We start from the raw sequence: 20,993 nt of genomic DNA, 5'->3' as shown, positions 1-20,993 counted from the left end.
AGTCCTGGCGGCGATACTTGCGGCGACGGGATGACCCTGGGGGAGGTCAGCAGTGACACAACCGCCGAAGAGCAGTACGGCGCCACCGGGCTCCGCCGTGCCCACAATGCCGGTGCTGCCGCCGCAGCCGGCCAGGTCCGGGGCGCCCGCGCCCCGGCGTACGCCTGACGCGGCGCCCGCGCGCCGTACGGCACTCGCCGAGGGCGTCGACCGGCTGCGCGCCGCGGCCACCACCGAGCCGGGCCGGCTGCGCGCGATCGGCGCGCTGCTGGCCGTGCTGGTGGTCGCGTTCGGCGCGGTCACCGCCTGGCAGACCGACAGCCGCGCGACGGCGGCCGACGACGTCCTCCACCACAGCCAGCCGCTCAGCTCGGACGCGGCGGACATCTACCGCTCGCTGGCCGACGCCAACACGATGGCAGCGAGCGGTTATCTGGCGGGCCTCCAGGAGACACAGGCGACCCGCGACCAGTACGAGGCGGACATCAGGACGGCCGCGGCGAAGCTCGTGACGGCCGCGGCGAACACCGACCCGGGCTCGTCGTCGGCGACGACCATCCGACAGCTCAACGAACTCCTGCCGGAGTACAAGGGGTTGGTCGAGTCGGCCCGCGCCAACAACCGGCAGGGCTTCCCGGTGGGCGGCGCCTATCTGCGGGCCGCCAACGACACCATGCAGAACAAGATGCTGCCCAAGGCCGAGGACCTGTACACGACGGAGAACCAGCGGCTGAGCGACGACTACGGGGACGCGACGCCGTACCCGTGGTTCGCGATCGCCCTCGGGCTCCTCGCGCTCGCCGGCCTGGCGTGGGCCCAGCGGCGCAACTACCAGCGGACGAACCGGGTGTTGAACCACGGCCTGGTCGCCGCCTCCGCCGCCACCGCCGTCGCCCTGCTGTGGCTGGTCGTCGGCCACACCGTCGCCCGCGCGGGCCTGAACGCCTCGTACGACCACGGCGTGCAGTCGCTGAACGTGCTGCACGACGCCCGGATCGCCTCCCTGAAGGCACGCAGCGACGAGAACCTCACGCTGGTCAGCCGGGGCGCGGAGACGAAGACACTGCCGGACAAGACGGTCGTGGACGCCTACGACTGGGGATACGACCAGGAGATAGCCAAGCTCGGCAAGGGCCTGAAGCTGGCCGACTCCCTCGCCGACGACTCCGCGGGCCGCAAGCCGGTCGCGGTCGCCAACAGCTCGATGAAGGTGTGGATCTCCCGCCACGCGAAGGTCAGCGACGACAACGAGAAGGGCCTCTACCAGCAGGCCCGTGACGGTGTCATCGGCAAGAACGGGGCGACCGGCGAGTGCTTCAAGGCCGTGGACGCCTCGCTGAACACGGCACTGCAGCACGAGACGAGCGAGTTCAGGAAGTCCGCGGGCGACGGCCTGGACGCGATGACCGGCCTCACCGTCGGGGCCGCGGTGCTCGCGGCGCTCGGCGCGGCCGGCGCGGTCCTGGGCATCGGGCGCAGGCTGTCGGAGTACCGGTGAAAGGGGGCGTGAGGATGCGAGCACGCGGTGACTTTTTTCGCCGGCTGAGCGGTGTGCGCCGACTGCGGGCCAGCCTGCGCGGCTGGGGCGGGGTGGGCGCGATGGCGCTCGTGTGCGTCCTCGCGGTCGCGTTCGTGCTGCTGCTGCCGCTGACCCAGTCGCGCGGCGAGGCGGGTGCGGACCTCGGCGGCCAGCGGACGGTCCAGGGCACCCAGGCCCGGGCCCCCGAGTGCGACGAGAGCACGGTGCAGAACCAGAGCCCGTCGCCCTCGGACGCCGACGGCACCACGATCGACGCCATCAAGTCACGCGGTGTGCTGAAGGTGGGCATCGACCAGAACAGCTACCGCTGGGGCTATCGCAACCCCAACAGCTCCTCCGGTGACCTGGAGGGCTTCGACATCGACCTGGTCACCGCCATCGCGAAGAACATCTTCGGCAGCTCGTACACCGCCAACAGCGTCCAGTTCCTGGCCATACCGACCAACCAGCGCATCCCGGCGGTCCAGGACAAGCAGGTCGACATGGTGGTCCGCACGATGACGATCACCTGCGACCGGGCCGGCCAAGTCGCCTTCTCCGCGCCGTACTTCCTCACCGGCCAGCAGGTTCTCGCCCCGAAGGCGTCGACGATCACCGGCTACGACGGGTCCCTGGCCGGCAAGCGGGTCTGCTCGGCGTCGGGTTCCACGGCGAACGACCGGCTGACCGACGACAAGGCGAGCGGCAAGCTGCCCTCCAGCGTGAAGATCCTGCCCCCGGTCGCCAACCAGCTGGACTGCCTGGTGGAGCTCCAACTCGGCCAGGCGGACGCGGTGGTGACCGACGGAGCGCTCGCCGCGAGCCAGGCCGCGCAGGACCCGACGGTGGAGCTGAAGGGCACCACCTTCACCAATGAGTACTACGGCGTGGCGATGAACAAGGACGCCACCGATCTGGTACGCCGGGTCAACCGAATACTGGAGACCTACCGCACCAGCCCCGACGGCTGGCGGGCGTCGTACACGAAATGGCTGCTGCCGACGCTGGGCAAGGATTCGGAGTCGGCCGATCCGCCGACCCCGCACTACACGTGACGGGTCATCAACTACGGCACGGCGACACGGACTTCGACGGAACACAACGCAGCGAGAGGTGATCGATGGGCGTCACGGGACCCCCCGGGCCGGTAATGGACCGGGACGAGGTGGACCGTGCGCTGGCGCGGCTCGGCGCGGAGCACGAGGCCATCGAGACCTCGCTCCTCGCCCTCCAGGACCACGCGGGCCGCAGACTCCTCGAGGGCGCCGAGCTGACGGGCACGACCAAGGAGCGGTGGGCGGCCACGGACGCGTCGATCACGCTGCTGTGGGCGTACTTCGACGCCTACACGGACGCGTTCCACGCCGCCCAGAGCATCCGGGCCCGGCGCCGCTGGTCCAGCCGTGAGGACCTGGTCGAGCTGACCGAGCTGCTGCGCGGCGAGTCCGTCACGGTCGCCGGTGCCACCGCGGCGACCGCCAACCTGCCGACGCTGACCGGTGGTTCGAGCAAGCTGAGCCACCAGTTCTCGCTGAGCGCCCTCGTCGACGAGATGAACGACCTGTACGCGAACTCGCTGGACATGGTCGTCACCTCGGACGCGGTGTGGTCGGCGCTGCCCGCCCGGATCGATTTACTGGCCGCGGAGTTGCAGCGCACCCGCCAGCTCGCCCACTCCGTCGGCGTCCGCCCGGGCGAACACCCCGCGGGCGACGACCTGGAGCGCATCACCCGCGTCCTGACCGACCTGCGCGAGCGCGTCGTCTCCGACCCGCTGGCCTTCTGGGTGCGGGCGCAAGGGAGTTCGGCCCCCGGCGGCGGCCGTCCGGACACCACGGTCTACGACCGGGAGGCGCGCGCCCTGGAGGACGTGCGGCGCGAGATCGACGCGGTGCTGACCGTCCGGCAGGACGCGGAGGCACGGCTGGTGAAACTGCGGGACGTCCTCTCGCGCGCGGACCGCACGCTCGCCGAGGCACGCACCGCGCGCGGTGAGGTCCTCGCGAAGATCGCGGCCACGGAGGTGCCGGTCGTCAGCGGCCCGCCGACGGTGCTCCAGGAGCAGCTGTCGACGGCCGCCGAGTATCGCAGACACGCTCAGTGGCACCGTCTGTCGCCGCTCCTGGAGTCCCTGGAGCAGAAGGCGGAGGACGAACTGCTGCGCGCCCGCGAGTCGTTGACGGCGGTCACCCAGCCGCTGGCGGTCCGCGCGGAGCTGCGCGGCCGTCTCGACGCGTACAAGGCGAAGGTGGCCCGGCACGGCCTCGCGGAGGACCCGCTGCTGGTCGAGCGGTACGACGCGGCCCGCCGCATGCTGTGGAGCGCCCCCTGCGACCTGCGTGTCGCCGAGCAGGCGGTGCTGCGCTACCAGCACGCGGCGGCCGAGCAGTTCAGCGCTCCGCGGGCGCGCCCGCAGGGCGGTCCCGAGGACCAGAGGGGGCCGGGCGCGTGAGTGACGAGAAAGAAGCGGGGTCGGTCATGAGCGGGACACAGCGGACGTGTCAACGGCCGGGCTGCGAGGGCTCGTACGAGGACGTCGGCGGCGGCGAGCTGTACTGCGACACGTGCGGTCTGGCGCCGGTGGTGTCGGCGACCGGGGCGATCAGTTCACCGCCCACGGGGATGGCCAGCGGCAAGGGCTCGCGCGGTTCGGGGAGCGGCAGTTCCCGTACCAGCAGCCGGAGTTCGCGTACGTCGTCGCAGTCGTCGAAGTCGCGGCGCTCGGTGTCGGGGCGGCTCTCGCGCTCCGAGTCGGGCCGCTCCACCGGCCGTTCGGTGTCGGTGCGCAGCTCCGGCTCGTCGTCCGGGACCTCCAGCCGCGGCCGGCTCGGCGTCGGTCTGGTGCAGGTGCCGGGGGTGCCGCGGCCGGACCCGCGCGAGATGGTGCTGGAGAACCCGGAGGTGCCCGAGCGGAAGCGGTTCTGCTCGCGCTCGGACTGCGGTGCTCCGGTGGGCCGGGCACGCGGCGAGAGCCCGGGGCGCACGGAGGGCTTCTGCACCAAGTGCGGCAACCCGTACTCGTTCACGCCCAAGCTGGAGACCGGCGACATCGTGCACGGCCAGTACGAGGTCGTGGGCTGTCTCGCGCACGGCGGTCTCGGCTGGGTCTATCTCGCCGTGGACCGCGCGGTCTCCGACCGCTGGGTGGTCCTCAAGGGCCTCCTCGACACCGGCGACCAGGACGCGATGGAGGCCGCGATCTCCGAGCGGCGCTTCCTCGCCGAGATCGAGCACGCCAACATCGTGCGGATCTACAACTTCGTGGAGCACCTGGACCAGCGGACGGGCTCGCTCGACGGCTACATCGTCATGGAGTACGTCGGCGGCAAGTCCCTCAAGGAGATCGCCAACGACCGCCGTACGGAAGGCGGGAAGCGCGATCCGCTGCCGGTGGAGCAGGCCTGCGCGTACGGCATCGAGGCCCTGGAGGCGCTCGGCCACCTGCACAGCCGGAACCTGCTGTACTGCGACTTCAAGGTCGACAACGCGATCCAGACCGAGGACCAGCTCAAGCTGATCGACATGGGCGCGGTGCGCAGGATGGACGACGACGAGTCGGCCATCTACGGCACGGTCGGCTACCAGGCGCCGGAGGTCGCGGAGGTCGGCCCGTCGGTGGCGAGCGACCTGTACACGGTGGCCCGCACGCTCGCGGTGATGACCTTCGACTTCCAGGGCTACACGAACGTCTTCGTGGACTCCCTGCCCGACCCGGACAACATCGAGGTCTTCCGCCGCTACGAGTCGTTCTACCGGCTCCTGGTCCGCGCCACCGACCCCGACCCGGCCCGGCGCTTCGCCTCGGCGCAGGAGATGGCCGAGCAGCTGACGGGCGTGCTGCGCGAGGTCGTCTCGCTGCAGACCGGCCGGGCCCGCCCGTCCCTGTCCACCCTGTTCGGGCCCGAACTGAAGGTCACGGACACGGAGTTGGTGCCGGTACTGGTCGGCGACGTGTCGACGCTGGGGGCGAGAGCGGCCCGCCCGCCGAAGCGCGCCCCAAGTGGCCGCCCCAGCACGGCACTTGCCGAACGGCCGCACAGCGCGCCGGCGTTGACCGGTCTCAACGGCAGCGCGCCGCGCCTGGTCAAGGAGGTCGACTCCCCCGCCGTGGCGCTCGCGCTGCCGGTGCCGCACGTCGACCCGAGCGACCCGAACGCGGGCTTCCTCGCGGGCCTGATGACGACCGCGGCGACCGAACTCCTCGGCGCGCTCGCCTCCGCTCCCTCGCCGTCCGTGGAGACCCGGCTGCGGCAGATCCGCGCCTGGCTGGAGAACAGCGACTCGTACACCGCGCTGGACGCCCTGGCGAAGCTGGAGGACGAGCGGCCCGACGACTGGCGGGTGGTCTGGTACACCGGCGTGGCCGCGCTGGCGACCCGCGACTACGAAGCGGCCGCCCTGTCGTTCGACGCGATCTACGACGCCTTCCCTGGCGAGCCCGCGCCGAAGCTGGCGCTCGGCCTGTGCGCCGAGGTGCTGGAGCAGCTGGACAACGCGGCGGAGTACTACCGCCTGGTGTGGTCGACCGACCCGAGCTATGTGAGCGCGGCCTTCGGGCTGGCCCGGGTCCAGCTCGCGACCGGCGACCGGCAGGGTGCCGTACGGACGCTGGAATCGGTGCCCGAGGCATCGATCCACTACACGGCCGCGCGCGTGGCCGCCGTACGGGCGCGGCTTCGGCAGCGGGTCGCGGCGCCCGACGACACGCCGTTCCTGGACGATCTGACCGCTGCCGCCGGACAGGTGGAAGCGCTGGAGGGATACGGTCTGGACGCGGTCAGGCGCGAGCGGTTGTCGGCCGAGGTCCTCGGCTGCGCGCTGGACTGGATACTCTCCGGAGGCCGGGGTTCCGTGCCGCTCACGCGGCGGGAGCTGCTCGGCAGCGAACTGGACGAGCGGGGACTCCGCTTCGGCCTGGAGCGTTCGTACCGCACGCTGGCCCGGCTGGCACGGGACGGCGAGGAGAGGATCGACCTGGTGGAACGTGCCAACCGTTACCGCCCCCGGACGTGGGTGTAGTTGATGTCGCAGATGCCCCAGCTCTCCGCCTGCCCGAGCTGCGAAGAGCCGCTGGAGTCGGGTGACCGCTTCTGCGGCGCCTGCGGGTACGACCTGTCCGCCGTGCCCGCGCCACCGGACGACCACCCGACGCTCACCATGAACGGCGCGGTGCCGCCCGCGCCCGAGGAGGCGGTGGACGTGGACTGGCCTGTGGTGCCGCAGCCGGAGAACTCCGAGACCCCGCCGGCGGTCCTCCTTCCGACGGACCTGCCCGGCACCGACTCCGGCGGCACCCCGCTGCCGTCCAACGCCCCGCTGCCGCCCGCCGGTTCACCGGTCGCGGCGGCGACGGGCGTACGGTTCGACCGGCCGCCGGAGCCCGACGAGTACCCCCTGCAGGCGCCGGACCCGCGGGTCGCGGCCGAGCCGCCGACCGCGGGCGAGGGCGTCAAGGTGTGCGTCGCCTGCCGCTCGGGCCGGGTGGACCCGGACGGCTACTGCGAGAACTGCGGGCACGCCCAGCCCCGCGAACGCGACCACATGGAACAGGAGTTGGGCCCGCTCGCGGCGGTCAGCGACCGCGGCCTGCGCCACCACCGCAACGAGGACGCCTTCGCCGTAGGGCAGTGTGTGCTGCCGGACGGGGCGCCCGCGCTCGTCGCCGTGGTGTGCGACGGGGTGTCGTCGGCGACGCGGCCCGACGCGGCCTCGCTGGCCGCTTCGCAGAAGGCCGGTGAGTCCTTGCTGGCCGCGCTGCCGCAGGGGACGCATCCGCAGGCGGCGATGCACGAGGCGATCATCGCGGCCTCGCACGCGGTCAACTCCCTTGCGGAGGAGCCCGCGACGGCCCGCGAGCACGCCCCGCACCAGAACGCGCCGGCCTGCACCCTGGTCGGCTCCGTCGTCACCCCGACCCTGCTGGTCGTCGGCTGGGTCGGCGACAGCCGGGCCTACTGGATCCCGGTGGACCGCAGTTCACCGCCGGCCCGGCTCACCGAGGACGACTCGTGGGCGGCCCAGATGGTCGCCGCGGGCCTGATGAGCGAGGCGGAGGCCTACGCCGACGAGCGTGCCCACGCGATCACCGGCTGGCTCGGCGCGGACGCGTACGAACTGGAGCCGCACACCGCCTCGTTCAAGCCGGACCGCCCCGGTGTGGTGGTGGTCTGCACGGACGGGCTGTGGAACTACGCGGAGTCCGCCGAGGAGATGGCCGAGATCGTCCCCGCCGACGCGGCGGTCCGTCCGCTGCACAGCGCCCAGGTGCTGGTCGGTCACGCGCTGGACGGCGGGGGCCACGACAACGTAACAGTGGCCGTCGTGCCGTTCCCGGCCCCGCCACAAGGGGCAGTATCCGGCTGAGGCCGTACAAACAGGGACGGTCGCGGACCGGAGGGGACCGGTCCGCACATAGTCATCGCCCCGTCCAGGTGGGGCACTTGAGGGGGAACAGAGCAGGCATGGCCAATTTCTCGAAGTCGAACGTGCCACAGTTCTCGGTCGACGTGTACCAGAACGAGTACCTGCCGGAGGGCGGGCGCGAGGTCAACGCGATCGTCACGGTCACCTCGACCGGCGGCGGCACCATCGGGAGCCCGGTCGCGGCGCCCCATCTGTACTCGGCGGGGCAGGGCCCGGACGCGGCCGTGGCGATCATGGTCGACTGCTCGGGTTCGATGGACTACCCGCCGACCAAGATGCGCAACGCCCGCGACGCCACGGCCGCCGCGATCGACACCCTGCGTGACGGTGTGCACTTCGCGGTGATCGGCGGCACGCATGTCGCCAAGGAGGTCTACCCGGGCGGCGGCAGACTCGCGGTCGCCGACGCGCGCACCCGCGACCAGGCCAAGCAGGCGCTGCGCAAGCTGAGCGCGGGCGGCGGTACGGCGATCGGCACCTGGCTGCGTCTCGCCGACCGGCTGCTGTCCTCGGCGGACGTCTCCATACGCCACGGCATCGTGCTGACCGACGGCCGCAACGAGCACGAGGCGCCGGAGGACCTGAAGGCCGCGCTCGACTCCTGCGCCGGACGGTTCACCTGTGACGCGCGGGGCGTCGGCACCGACTGGGAAGTGAAAGAAGTCACAGGGATCGCCTCCGCGCTGCTCGGCACCGCCGACATCGTCGCGGACCCGGCCCATCTCGCCGCCGACTTCACGCAGATGATGGAGACGGCGATGGGCAAGGAGGTCGCGGACGTCGCGCTGCGGCTGTGGACGCCGGTGGGCACGGCCATCAAGTTCGTCAAGCAAGTCGCGCCCCGGGTCGAGGAGTTGACCGACCGGCGCACCGAGGCCGGACCCCGCGCCGGGGACTACCCCACCGGTTCCTGGGGAGACGAGTCACGTGACTACCACGTGTGCGTCGAGGTCCCCGAGGCCGGCATCGGCCAGGAGATGCTGGCCGCCCGGGTCTCGCTGGTCGTCCCGCAGCCCGACGGCAGCACGCAGAACCTGGGCGCCCAGGGCCTGGTGAAGGCCGTGTGGACCGACGACATGGTGGCCTCCACGTCCATCAACCCCCAGGTCGCGCACTACACCGGCCAGGCCGAACTGGCACAGGTCATCCAACAAGGGCTCGATCTCCGCAAATCGGGAGATGTCGACGGAGCAACGGCCAAACTGGGACGGGCCGTTCAGCTCGCCAGCGTCTCCGGAAACGCGGATACTGCGAAACTGCTTGCGAAGGTGGTGGACGTGGTCGATGCCGCGGCGGGTACTGTGCGACTGAAGGCGAAGGTCGCGGAGGCCGACGAGATGACTCTCGAGACACGGTCCACAAAGACTGTTCGTGTAAAGAAGTGACATAGCAAGCACGACTCCGTGAGACCGAGAACGACCCTGTGCGAAAGGGGGACGCGCCGACATGCCGACCTGCCCGAACGGACACCAGTCGGGTTCCGACGACTGGTGCGAGGTCTGCGGTCACCGCATGGCCGGTGCCGTACCCCCGCCCCCTCCCCCGCCGCCCGGCGGCGGCTACGGCTTCCCGCCGCCCGCGCCCGGCCGCACCCCGTCCGCCGAGGCGGAGCTGTGCCCGCAGTGCCGTACGCCCCGTGAGGGCGGTGCGCCGTTCTGCGAGGAGTGCCGGTGGAACTTCCTCACGAACACGGCGACGTCGTACACCCCGGCCGCGCCGCGCCCCACGTCTCCCGGCCCGAGCCCGGCGGCCCGCTTCCAGCAGCCGCCCGGTCCCGGCGGTCCTGGCGCGGGTCCCGGTCCGTCGTACGGCGGTGACTCCTACGAGTACCAGGGGTCTCGGCCGTCACAGATGAACCGGCCAGCGGAGCCCATACCCCCCTTCGGGAGCGAACCGACGGGGCGGCCCGGAGGACCTGGTGCGCCTGGGGGTCCGAACGGGCCCGGTGGTTTCGGTGGTGGCGAACGACAGGGCGGGCCCGGTGGGCCTGGAGGTCCCGGTTCGCAAGGTTTCGGCAACGAGCGGCAGGGCGGCCCTGGTCGCCCCGGCTCGCAGGGCTTCGGCGGTGAGCGCCAGGGCGGCCCCGGTGGACCTGGTGGTTCCGGTGGTCCCGGCCCGCAGGGCTTCAGCAACGACCGGCAGGGCGGGCCCGGCGGTCCCGGTGGCCCCGGTAACCCCGGCGGTCCCGGTGCGCAGGGCTTCGGCAACGACCGGCAGGGCGGCGGCCCCGGTGGTCCGGGTGCGCAGGGCTTCGGCGGCGAGCGCCAGGGTGGCAACGCCTTCGGCGCCAACGATCCGTCCGGTCCGCCCCGGCCCCCCTTCGGCAACAACGACCCGTCCGGTCCCCCGCGACCGCCCTTCGGCAACGAGGCGTCCGGTCGGCCCGGGTCCTTCGGCAACGAGCAATCCCCGGGCGGCGGTGGCCAGTTCGGCAACGAACGCCCCGGGCAGAACGAGTTCGGCGGCGGTCGGCCCGGTGCCTTCGGTGGTGAGCGGCAGGGTCCGCCCGGACCGTTCGGCAACGACCCCTCGAACCCGCAGGGTCCCCCGAACTTCGGCGGCCCCGACCCCTCCCGGCCGGTCCCGCCGCCGCCCGGCCCGACCCCGCCCGCGGGGCCCGGCCAGACGAGCGGCGGCCCTCAGGCGTTCCAGCAGTCCGCGCCGCCGGCTCCGCCCGGGTTCCCGCAGGAGACGAACCGTCCGCAGCAGGGCGGCTCGCCCTTCGGCGGCGGTGACGACGACTGGGTGATCTCCCCGCCGACGCCCGGATCCCCGAGTGGGCCCGGTGGCCCCGGCGGTCCTGGCGGTCCCGGTCAGGGTGGTGGCTACGGCTATCCGCAGCCCGGTTCCACCCAGGCGCCGCCCGGACGGCCCGCGTATCAGCAGCAGCCGACCACCTGGCTGGCGACGATCGGGCCCGACCGTGACTACTTCATGGCGATGATGCAGCGTTCGGGGCCGGAGGCCGCGGGGCTCAATCTGCCCGCGTACTCCCCTGAGCAGCAGCGGCAGTTGACCGGGAACCAGATCACCATCGGGCGTCGGCGGCACTCCACCGGGGAGTCGCCTGACATCGATCTGTCGGTGCCGCCCGAGGACCCCGGGGTTTCGCATCAGCATGCGGTGCTGGTGCAGCAGCCGGACGGGAGCTGGGCGGTCGTCGACCAGAACTCGACGAACGGTACGACGGTGAACGGAGGCGAGGAGCCCATCCAGCCCTTCGTGCCGGTGCCGTTGCAGGACGGGGACCGGGTGCACGTGGGGGCCTGGACGACGATCACGGTGCGGCGGGGCCAGTAACCAGCCGTCTGTCTGCTCACCGGAGAGGCCAGGTGTGGGGGCTCTCCGGATCGTCCAGCCATGCCCACGCCCCGTCACCCGTGACCGTGACGCCGTAGCGCTCCCTTCCGGGTCTGCCCTCGCGCTCCCACAGGTCTCTCGCCTCCCCCGGGTCCAGGACGCCGTGGGTGAGGGTGAGCAGGAAACGGAGCAGTTCGTGGTCGCCGGGGGTGTGGGGGATCTCGCCCCGCGCGGACGGCTCGGTGCCGCGCAGAGGGACGAAGTACGCGGCCGTGTCGAGGAAGGTGCCCTCCGCGCGGGCCCGGTCGTGGACGGTGAGGGTGATCAGGCCGGTGGCGAGGGGGGCCAGGATGCGGGCGCCGGGGGTGCACTGGGGGAGCCAGGCCCGGGGGATCGTGGGCAGGGCGCAGGTGGCGATGACGCGGTCGTAGGGGGCGTGTTCGGGGGCTCCTCGGGCGCCGTCGCCGGTGAGGACGGTCGGGTGGTGGCCGGCGTCGGCGAGGTGGGCGCGGGCGGAGTCGGTGATCTCCGGGTCCAGGTCGACGGTGGTGACGTGGTCGTCGCCGAGCCGGTGGGCGAGCAGGGCCGCGTTGTAGCCGGTGCCCGCGCCGATCTCCAGGACGCGGTCGCCGTCCGTCACCCGGAGTTCGGCCAGCATCCGTGCCATCAGTGAGGGCTGGCTGCTGGAGGAGAGCAGCTCGCCGTCCCGGAGCCGGGTGGCGAGCGGGCCGTCGGTGTACACCCCGCGCAGCCAGCGTTCACGGGTGTGCGGGTCGGGGCTGTCGCGCCACAGGCGGTCCTCTCCCCGTCCGTCCGCGGAGCCGACGTAGTAGTACGGCACGAACAGGTGCCGGGGCACCGACGCGAACACCGGCCGCCACCGGGGGTCCGTGTCCCAGGCGCCGCTCAGTCCGATCTCCCGCACCAGTTCCGCCCGTGCGGAGACGGCGACGGCGTCGAGGTCCTTGTCGAGAGCGTGCGCGCTCATACGTCCACTGTCCTGCCGTACGGGCCGCGGGGCGAGTGGTCCTAGGCCTCAAGTCGTCGGCCGCCCCGTCTGAGACCATGGGGGGTGTGAACGAGATTCGGCGCGGCACGCTTCAGGAGCAGACCTTCTACGAGCAGGTCGGCGGGGAGAAGACCTTCCGTCGGCTCGTCCACCGTTTCTACGAGGGCGTCGCCGGGGACCCGCTGCTGCGGCCCATGTACCCGGAGGAGGACCTGGGCCCGGCCGAGGAGCGCTTCACCCTCTTCCTGATGCAGTACTGGGGCGGCCCGACGACGTACAGCGACAACCGCGGCCATCCGCGCCTGCGTATGCGCCACGCCCCCTTCCAGGTCGACCAGGCCGCGCACGACGCCTGGCTGAGGCACATGCGGGTCGCCGTGGACGAACTCGGGCTGTCCGAGGAGCACGAGCACACGCTGTGGAACTACCTGACGTACGCCGCCGCCTCGATGGTGAACACGGCGGGCTGACCACCGTTCACTGAGCGTCGGATTCCGGTCGTACGGCGCCGGATTCCGGTCACGATCCGATCAAGCAGTGCCCACAACCGGTTACTCGCGGCCGGTCCCCTCTGACAGCATCTCCGGGAGAGTTCCGGACTGCGGCGGGGGGCCGGGTGGGGTTCGTCCTGGTACGCGCGCGGGCGCACCGGCTGCTGCTGGCCGCCGCGCTGCTCACCGTCCTGCTGACGACGGCGGTCCTGACGACGCTCACCGCGTACTCGGGCGCGATCGGTGACGCGGCGCTCCAGCACTCCCTGAACGATCCCCGCAACGCCCCCGACACCGCCCTGATCGTCAAGGCCGATGTCCCGGCCGCCGAGAGCACGGCCGCCGAGCGCGCCGTACGGAAGGCGGCGGAGCGGACCTTCGACCAACTGCCCGTCACCGTAAGGACGTTGGTGCGCTCGGGACCGTACGCCCTGCCGCGTTCGCTCCAGCCGCCCGCAGCGCGGTCCGGGGACCCGGATCTCACCTTCTTCGGGGCGCTGGACCGGACGCAGGTGCGGCTGGTCTCGGGCCGCTTCCCGCGCGCGACGGCCTCCGGGGACATCGAGGTCGCCCTGCCCCGCACCGCCGCCGAGGGGCTCGGGGTGAAGGCGGGAAGCCGACTCGCCCTCGCCGACCGGCTCGGCGGGCCCGCGGCGCACATCCTGGTGACCGGCGTCTACCGGCCCGCCGTCGCGGGCGGCGCCTACTGGCTCCTCGACGATCTGCGCGGACGCGGCCTCAGCACGGCCGGTTTCACGACCTACGGCCCGCTGCTCGCCGATCCCTCGGCTCTCACCGGCGGCCGGCTGAGCGCCGGGACGTCCGCGTGGCTCGCGTCGGCCGACTTCTCCACGCTGACGACCGGGCGGATCGGCGCCCTGCGCGAGAGCGCCGGGGCAGGCAGCGCCGCACTGCGAACTGGCCATGCGGTGAAAGGAGTCACGGCCGCGACGACCTCGCTGCCGGACGTGCTCGACCGGCTGGACCGCTCGTTGCTCGTCTCCCGCTCCACGCTGCTGATCGTCGCGCTCCAGCTCTCGCTGCTCGCGGGCTACGCGCTGCTGCTGGTGGCGCGGCTGCTGAGCACCGAACGGGCGGGCGAGAGCCGGTTGTTGAGGGCGCGCGGGGGTTCGCGGGCGCGGCTCGCGGGGCTGTCGGCGGCGGAGGCGCTGCTGCTCGCCGTACCGGCGACGGCCCTTGCCCCGCTGCTCGCCGGACCGCTCACCCAACTCCTCGCCGGGCAGGGCGCGTTGGCCCGCATCGGGCTGCACCTGGACACTCCGGTCGGCGGCCGGTCCGGGGTCTTGCCGGTCGCGGCGGCCGTCGCCCTGGGCTGTGCGCTCGCGGTGATGCTGCCCGCGCTCACCTCGTCCTTCGAGGGCGGCCGGGCCCGCGCGGTGCCCGCTCCGCTGCGCGCGGGCGCCGACCTCGGCCTGCTGGTGGTGGCCGGGGTCGCCTACTGGCAGCTGAACCGGCAGACCTCGGGCGCCGTCAGCACCGACACCTCCGGAACGCTGGGCATCGACCCCCTGCTGGTCGCGGCCCCGGCCCTCGCCCTCCTCGCGGGCACGGTCCTGACGCTACGGCTGCTGCCGCCGGTGGCACGGCTGGCCGAGCGCCGGGCCGCCGCCGGGCGGGGCCTGCCGACGGCGCTGGCGGGCTGGCAGTTCAGCCGCCGCCCGATGCGCGGCGCCGGGCCGGTGCTGCTGCTGGTGCTCGCCCTGGCGCTGGGCATGCTCGCCATCGGGCAGAGCGCCTCGTGGAACCGCTCGCAGAGCGACCAGGCCGACTTCCAGGCCGGGGTGCCGGTGCGTGTACTGGCCGCCGGTGACGGCGGGTTGGGCCGCACGGAGGCCTACGCCGGCCTGCCCCGCGTACGGGAGGCCGCCCCCGCCCTCCGCACCTCCCAGTCCCTCTCCGGCGACCGCACGGCGACCGTGCTGGCCCTCGACACGGCCCACGCGTCGGACGCGGTACTGCTGCGCCCGGACCTGACGTCCGGGCACTCGGCCGGTGCGCTGCTGGCCGGCCTGGGACCCCGGGGAAGCACGGCGGGCAGCGAGATCCCGGCGGGAACCACCACGTTGACGCTGCGGGCGGCCATCCGCGGCACGGGCCCGAAGACCACGGCCGACGTCACGGCCACGGTCGAGGACCGCTACGGCGTCCCGTACGAGGAACCGCTCGGCCAACTCCCCACCGACGGACGGCAGTACGACCTGACGGCGGACGTCTCCGCGTCACCCGGCCCGCTGACCCTCACCGGACTCCAGCTCGACCTGCCCCAGCCCGGCGACCACTCCTCCCGACACCGGCTCACGGTCAGCGCGTTGAGCGCCACGGACGCCCGGGGAGCGGTCCGGCCGCTGCCGCTGCCCACCGCCTGGAAGGGGCGGGCCACCCCCAGCGAGTCCTACGGCGCGCGTTCCGACCCGCCCCCGCCGACGGTGACGTCGACGAAACCGCTGACCGTCGACTACGGCACGGGATACATCCCGGGCAAGGACATCTGGACGATCTCCTCCGTCACCGTGCGGCTCCAGGTCGTGCAGCCCGCGCCGCCCGAGATCACCGCCGTCGCCACCGACCGCTATCTGACCTCGGCGGGCGCGCACACCGGGCAGCGGGTGCAGATCACCCTCGGCGGCGAGAACCTGCCGGTGCGGATCGTGGCGGCGGTGCGCGGACTGCCCACGACCGGTGACGCGGGTGCGTCGAGCGCGCAGGACGGGGGCGCGCTGCTGGTCGATCTCCGGTCCGTGAACCGGGTGTTGGCGGCGCGGTTCGTCACGGGTGCCACGCCCACCGAGTGGTGGCTGCGGACGACGCCGGGCGACGCGGCGGCGGTGGCCACGGCGGTGCGGGCGCTGCCCGATGTCGATCCCACGGAGGTCGTGGTGCGGGAGGAGATCGCCCAGGACCTGCGCGACGACCCGTTCGGTGCCGGACCCGAGGCGGCGTTCGCCGCGGCGGCGCTGGTGGCGGCGGCGCTCGCGGCGGTCGGCTTCGCGGTGAGCGCGGCGGGGTCGCTGCGGGAGCGCGGCGCCGAGTTCGCCGTCCTGCGCGCGCTGGGCGCCCCGCGCCGCCAGCTGGCCCGGATGATCGCCGCGGAGCAGGGCATCCTGGTCGCGCTGGCCCTCGTGGTGGGCACGGCCCTCGGCGCCGTGCTGACCCGGGCGGTGATCCCCCTGATCGTCCTCACGGCCCAGGCGACCCGCCCGGTGCCGCGCGTCCTGGTCGAACTGCCCGTCTCACGGGTGGCGTTGCTGCTGGTGGCGGTGTCGGTGACACCGCTGCTCGTGACGGCGGCGCTGGCGCTGCGGCGGGGCGACGCGGTGGCGTCACTTCGCGAGCAGGGGGGCGAGTGAGATGGCGGACACGAAGACCGGGGACGCGGGGGATGCCGGGGGCCGAGGGGTCACCGAAGGCTCAGGCCTCCCCGTGACCGCCCCCTGGATCCGCACCCGCCTGCGCGCCTCCCCCGGTGCCGCCTGGGCGCTGGCGCTGCTCGTGGCGGTGACCGCGTGTCTGGGTGCCGCGTTCCCCCGTGCGGTGGACCGGTACGAGGACGCCGGGCTGCGGGCGGCCGTGCGACAGGCGGGCCCCGGGCAGACCTCCGTCCAACTGACCGGCCCGGCACCCGGTTTCACGCTCCCGCAGGAACAGAACGAGGCGGCTCTGTGGGGCGCCACGCTCCGTGGGCAGTACGACCGGGTCCGGCCCGTCGTCAGCCGTGCACTCGTCATCGATCCGGCCCAGTCCGCGTACGGCGTGCGCCCGGCCGACGACCCCGCCGTGCCGGACACCTGGATACCGCGCCCGAACGGCCTCCCCGCGCATGTCCACCCCGCCGTCCAGAGCGACCTCGCCGCCCACGCGACCGTGCTGCAGGGCCGGTTGCCCCGTGTCTCCGGTCGAGTCACCGTGCAGACCGCCGAGGTGGAGGCCGCCGTCACCGCGGCGACCGCCAACAGCCTGCACATCAGGGTGGGCTCGGTGATCCACGTGCCCGGCGAGGGACGCGCCGCGCTCGCCGTGCGTGTCACCGGCATCCTCACCCCGCGCGACCCCGGTGGCGCCTACTGGTCGACCCAGCCGCTGCTGCGCACCCCGACCCTGGTGGCCCTGCCGACGCCGGACCGCCCGAAGTACTGGCTCGGCGCGCTGCTGCTGGCCCAGGACGCGGCCCCGGCCCTCCTCGGCACGGACGCGGCACCGGTGCCGTTCTGGCAGTTCGCCCCCGACCCGCGCGCCCTGCACGTCCACGACCTGAACCGCCTGAAGTCCGCGGTCGCCTCGCTCGAATCGGGCCCCGGCCTCCAACTGGCCCGCACCTACACCACTCCCGACACCGACGTGAGCACCGGCCTCGACGACGTGTTCACCGGCTTCGGCCAACTCCGTTCCGGTGTGCGTCCGTTGACCGCCCTCGCGGCCTTCGGCACCGGCACGGTCGCCGTCGTCGTGCTGCTCATGGCGGGCGCCCTCAGCGCGGACCGACGCCGCACCGAACTCGCCCTGCTCCGCGCCCGGGGCGCCTCCCTGCGCGGCCTGGCCGCCCGGCTGTTCGCCGAGACGGCCGTGATCGCCGTACCGGCAGGGGCAGTCGGCCTGACGGTGGCGCTGCTGGCCGTCCCCGCGGGCCGCAGCGGCTATGCCGTCGGCGCGGCCCTCGCGGTCGTCCTCACCGCGTGCGCCGCGCTGCCGGCGCGCGCCGCGCTCACCCATCGGACCGTGCGCGTCCACGGCCCGCGCGAGGACGTGACGACCGTCCGGCCGTCCCGGCGCCGCACGGTCGCCGAACTCACCGTGCTGGTGCTGGCGGCCGGCGCGGTGGAGGCCCTGCGCAGAAGCGGCACGTCCGGCTCGGCGGGCAACCAACTGGTGTCGCTGGCACCGGTGTTGGTGGGCGTGATCGCGGCGCTGGTGCTGGTGCGCGTGTACCCGTTCCTGCTCCGCCGGCTGACCCGTCCGGCCGGCCGGCTGCGGGGCGTGGTGGCCCATCTGTCGCTGGCCCGCGCGGGCCGTACGTCCGTCTCCGCGGTCCTGCCGCTGCTGGCCCTGCTGACCGCGCTCACCACGGCCGCGTTCGGCGGCTCGGTCCTCGCGGGCGTGAGCGACGCCCGCGACCACGCGGCCCTGCTCTCCGTGGGCGCCGACGCCCGCATCGACGCGACCGCTCCCCTGCCCGCCCAACTGCCGTCCAAGGTCGGCGGATTGCCGGGCGTGCGGGGTCTCGCCGGGGTGAGCATCACCTACGACGCGAAACCCCTGGACGGCCTGGAAGAGGTCCCGCTGGTGGGCGTGGACCCCGGCTCCTACGGGGAGTTGGCGGACCGTACGGGCCTGGGAGCCTTTTCCCAGGGTCAGTTGAAACGCCCGGCGCGCTCGGATGCCGTCCTCCCGGCGCTCGCCTCGCCCTCCGTCGCGAGCGCGTACGGCACGCACCCCTTCCTCGTCCGGCTGCCCGACACCAGCGCGGTCACCGTACGGATCGTGCTCGTCCGGGACGCCACCCCGGCCCTGTCCGGCGCCGACTTCCTGGTCATCGACCGCTCCGGACTGTCCGGTACGACGGCCCGCCCGACCTCGCTGCTGGTGACCGGCGACCGGGTGAGCGGGGCCGCGCTGCGCTCGGCGGCCGGCAGTTCGGCCGGGGTGACGGTCCGCGCCGAGGAACGCGCCCGGTACGTCGACTCGCCGCTCCAGTCGGGCGCCGGGCGCATCTACACGGCGGCGGTGGCGGCGGGCGCCGGTTACGCCGTCCTGGCTCTTCTCCTCTCCCTGCTGCGCGCCGCCCCGGAACGCGCCGCGCTCCTGGCCCGGCTGCGCACGATGGGCCTCACGCGGGCCCAGGGGCGCCGTCTGCTCGTCCTGGAGTCGCTGCCGCAGGCCGTGTTGGCGGCGGCGGGCGGCGCGCTCACCGGCTGGGCGACGATCCGCCTGCTCGCCCCGGGCATCGACCTGACCTCGGTGGCGCTGGCCTCGACACAGAGCCCGCTCGGCGAGGCCCACTTGAGAACCGACCCGCTGTCGCTGACCGTCCCCGCGCTCGGGGTGCTGGTGGTGGCGGTGGGGGTCGCCGGGGTGCAGGCCTGGTGGTCCGGACGGCGGGGATCCATACGGGAGTTGAGAGCGGGGGACACGCGATGAGCCGGACCGGCACGGTGTACGTCGAGGGCAGTTGTGACCGAGGAGAGCGTCGATGACCACGAATCCCACCCTCTCCGACCTGGCCGACCGCGCCGCCGAGCACCGGGGGCGGCCCGCCTACGGTCATGACGCCCTCATCACCTGCGACCGGCTGGTCCGGATCTTCACCGCCGACGGGGTCGAGGTGCAGGCGTTGCAGGGGCTCGATCTCCTCGTCAGGGAGAGCGAGTTGATGGCGCTGGTGGGGGCCTCGGGCAGTGGCAAGTCGACGCTGATGAACATCCTGGCCGGTCTTGACACACCCACCGCCGGTGCGGCCCGGGTCGCCGGGCGGGATCTGCTGGCGATGAGCGCGAAGGACCGGCTCGCCTACCGCCGCGAGGTCGTCGGGTTCGTCTGGCAGCAGACCTCCCGCAATCTCCTCCCCTACCTGACCGCCGCTCAGAACATCGCCCTGCCCATGCAGTTGTCGGGCCGTCGCTCCGGGCGCCGGGCGAAGGCCGAACGCGCCCTGGAACTGCTGGAGTTGCTGGAGGTCGCCGACTGCCGTGACCGGCGGCCGCGCGAGATGTCGGGCGGGCAGCAGCAGCGGGTGGCGATCGGGGTGGCCCTCGCCAACGCCCCGGCCGTGCTGCTCGCCGACGAACCCACCGGCGAACTCGACTCCCACACCGCCGAACAGGTCTTCGCCGCGTTCCGCACCGCCAACGAACGGCTCGGCACCACCATCGTCATCGTCACCCACGACCAGGCGGTGGCCGGCGAGGTCCGCCGCACGGTCGCCATCCGCGACGGCCGCACCTCCACCGAGGTCCTGCGGCGCAGCCAGGTCGACGCGACGACGGGCCACGAGACGGTCGTGGCCAGGGAGTACGCGATGCTGGACCGGGCGGGGCGGCTTCAACTGCCCGCCGAATACACGGAGACGCTGGACATGCGGGACCGGGTGGCCCTGGAGCTGGAGCCGGACCACATCGGTGTCTGGCCGGACGACAGCGAGCAGGGGTGACCGGGCTCAGCGCACGCTGACGCCCAGGGCGCCGACTCCCGCTCTCCGGACGGCGATCGAGCCGTAGGGGGTGCGGAGCCTCAGCCACGCGCCCGACGAGAACAGCCCCGACTCCCCGCCGGGGCGCAGGAATCCGAGCGACTGCGCCGCGTGCACGGCACGGACCGGGAGCGGGGTCTCGCCGACCGTGCGGGACCAGATCTCCCGCCCTATGCGGTCGAGTTCGGTGCGGGTGCGGCCCTCGGGGGCCAACTCCTCGGTACGGGAACGGAATTCGGCGACTCCGGCCGAGATCATCCCGTGCAGTGCCTGCGGGCCCGGCAGTCCGGACTCCGGGGTCCAACCGCGGCGCGGGGGCAGCACCCCGGCCCACGGCGGGCCGGTCACCGCGGTCGGCACCCCGGCCGTGGCCGCCGACTCGTCGAGGGACTCCAGGAGTTCACCGGCGGAGACGGTCACGTCGAGCGTGACGTCGAGACCGTCCTCGTAGGGCTTCGCCAGGCGCACCGCGCGGATGGCGAGGACCTCGAAGGACGGCGGGCGGCCGAAGACCGCGAGGGCCGTGCCGGCCGCCTGGAGGCGGACGGCGGCGGCGCGGTCGTAGTGGATCAGCCGGGAGAGGAAGGCCGCGAGATCCGCCGCCTCCCCTTCGTCGGCGAGGTGGAGGACCGTCATGCGGCGACGGCCTCCTCCTCGTCGTCATCCCGGTATTCCTCCAGGAACTCGCGTTCCTCGGCGGTGATCCGGCGCGGTCGCTGTGCCTCGAAGTCGAAGGGCACGACGACCGTGGAGGCCCGGACGTAGATCTGGTCGCCGTCCTTCACCTCGTAGGTGATGGTGAAGGACGCCGCCCTGATCTCCGTGATCCACAGCTCGATGTCCACGGGGGTGTGCCGGTGGACGAGCTGGCGTTTGTAGTCGATCTCGTGGCGCGACACCACCGAGCCCTGCTTGAAGTCCTTCTCCGGGCGGAACAGGAAGTCGATACGGGCTTCCTCCAGGTAGCGGAGGAAGACCACGTTGTTGACGTGGCCGTACGCGTCCATGTCCGCCCAGCGCAGTGGGCAGCGGTAGATGTGGCGCAAGAAG

The 20,993-nt window shown here is 73.2% G+C and carries 14 protein-coding genes; 11 read left to right on the top strand and 3 right to left on the bottom strand.

Annotated features, from left to right (window positions below; genetic code table 11):
- Positions 1-52 precede the first annotated feature (52 nt).
- The 7 genes from OHT77_RS29155 (at position 53) to OHT77_RS29125 (ending at position 11,242) form a co-directional block, all read left to right on the top strand.
- Entirely contained in the window at positions 53-1,498 is a 1,446-nt protein-coding gene (locus tag OHT77_RS29155; protein WP_328831389.1) for a hypothetical protein, read from the top strand.
- Between the two features lie 14 nt (positions 1,499-1,512).
- The gene (locus tag OHT77_RS29150) at positions 1,513-2,574 is read left to right on the top strand and encodes a glutamate ABC transporter substrate-binding protein (RefSeq protein WP_328831388.1); all 1,062 of its coding nucleotides are present in this window, start codon (positions 1,513-1,515) and stop codon (positions 2,572-2,574) included.
- A gap of 65 nt (positions 2,575-2,639) precedes the next feature.
- Complete coding sequence (locus OHT77_RS29145; RefSeq protein ID WP_328831387.1) at positions 2,640-3,971, top strand: hypothetical protein; 1,332 nt, start codon at positions 2,640-2,642, stop codon at positions 3,969-3,971.
- Positions 3,972-3,997: 26 nt separating this feature from the next.
- Positions 3,998-6,538 carry a serine/threonine-protein kinase gene (locus OHT77_RS29140; protein WP_328831386.1) on the top strand — a complete coding sequence of 847 codons (2,541 nt, stop codon included), beginning with the start codon at positions 3,998-4,000 and terminating at the stop codon, positions 6,536-6,538.
- On the top strand, positions 6,539-7,882 hold the full coding sequence (locus OHT77_RS29135; RefSeq protein WP_328831385.1) for a PP2C family serine/threonine-protein phosphatase: 1,344 nt from the start codon (positions 6,539-6,541) through the stop codon (positions 7,880-7,882). It abuts the gene before it with no gap.
- A 98-nt stretch (positions 7,883-7,980) separates the two neighbouring features.
- Positions 7,981-9,327, top strand: a complete 1,347-nt coding sequence (locus tag OHT77_RS29130) for a vWA domain-containing protein (RefSeq protein WP_328831384.1) — start codon at positions 7,981-7,983, stop codon at positions 9,325-9,327.
- Between the two features lie 61 nt (positions 9,328-9,388).
- On the top strand, positions 9,389-11,242 hold the full coding sequence (locus OHT77_RS29125; protein WP_328831383.1) for an FHA domain-containing protein: 1,854 nt from the start codon (positions 9,389-9,391) through the stop codon (positions 11,240-11,242).
- Between the two features lie 16 nt (positions 11,243-11,258).
- Here OHT77_RS29125 and OHT77_RS29120 read toward each other — a convergent pair whose 3' ends face one another.
- Positions 11,259-12,230, bottom strand: coding sequence for a methyltransferase domain-containing protein (locus tag OHT77_RS29120; RefSeq protein WP_328831382.1), 972 nt, complete (start codon positions 12,228-12,230; stop codon positions 11,259-11,261).
- A 77-nt stretch (positions 12,231-12,307) separates the two neighbouring features.
- Between OHT77_RS29120 and OHT77_RS29115 the strand changes: the two genes are divergently transcribed.
- The 4 genes from OHT77_RS29115 (at position 12,308) to OHT77_RS29100 (ending at position 19,904) form a co-directional block, all read left to right on the top strand.
- Positions 12,308-12,721, top strand: coding sequence for a globin (locus OHT77_RS29115; RefSeq protein WP_328831381.1), 414 nt, complete (start codon positions 12,308-12,310; stop codon positions 12,719-12,721).
- A 146-nt stretch (positions 12,722-12,867) separates the two neighbouring features.
- Entirely contained in the window at positions 12,868-16,110 is a 3,243-nt protein-coding gene (locus OHT77_RS29110) for an ABC transporter permease (RefSeq protein ID WP_328831380.1), read from the top strand.
- A gap of 73 nt (positions 16,111-16,183) precedes the next feature.
- Positions 16,184-18,895, top strand: coding sequence for an FtsX-like permease family protein (locus OHT77_RS29105; protein ID WP_328831379.1), 2,712 nt, complete (start codon positions 16,184-16,186; stop codon positions 18,893-18,895).
- A 52-nt stretch (positions 18,896-18,947) separates the two neighbouring features.
- Complete coding sequence (locus OHT77_RS29100; protein WP_328831378.1) at positions 18,948-19,904, top strand: ABC transporter ATP-binding protein; 957 nt, start codon at positions 18,948-18,950, stop codon at positions 19,902-19,904.
- A gap of 6 nt (positions 19,905-19,910) precedes the next feature.
- On the opposite strand, the gene OHT77_RS29095 is transcribed toward OHT77_RS29100, so the two are convergent.
- Positions 19,911-20,579: a hypothetical protein gene (locus OHT77_RS29095; protein WP_328831376.1), complete on the bottom strand. Its 669-nt coding sequence runs from the start codon at positions 20,577-20,579 to the stop codon at positions 19,911-19,913.
- Positions 20,576-20,989, bottom strand: a complete 414-nt coding sequence (locus tag OHT77_RS29090) for an acyl-CoA thioesterase (protein WP_266768773.1) — start codon at positions 20,987-20,989, stop codon at positions 20,576-20,578. The genes OHT77_RS29095 and OHT77_RS29090 overlap by 4 nt, the downstream gene beginning before the upstream one ends.
- Positions 20,990-20,993 lie beyond the last annotated feature (4 nt).

The sequence above is a fragment of the Streptomyces sp. NBC_00252 genome (assembly GCF_036187565.1).
Taxonomy (GTDB): Bacteria; Actinomycetota; Actinomycetes; order Streptomycetales; family Streptomycetaceae; genus Streptomyces.
Note: the sequence above shows the minus strand (reverse complement) of the source record. Positions and strands in the feature narration are given on the sequence as shown.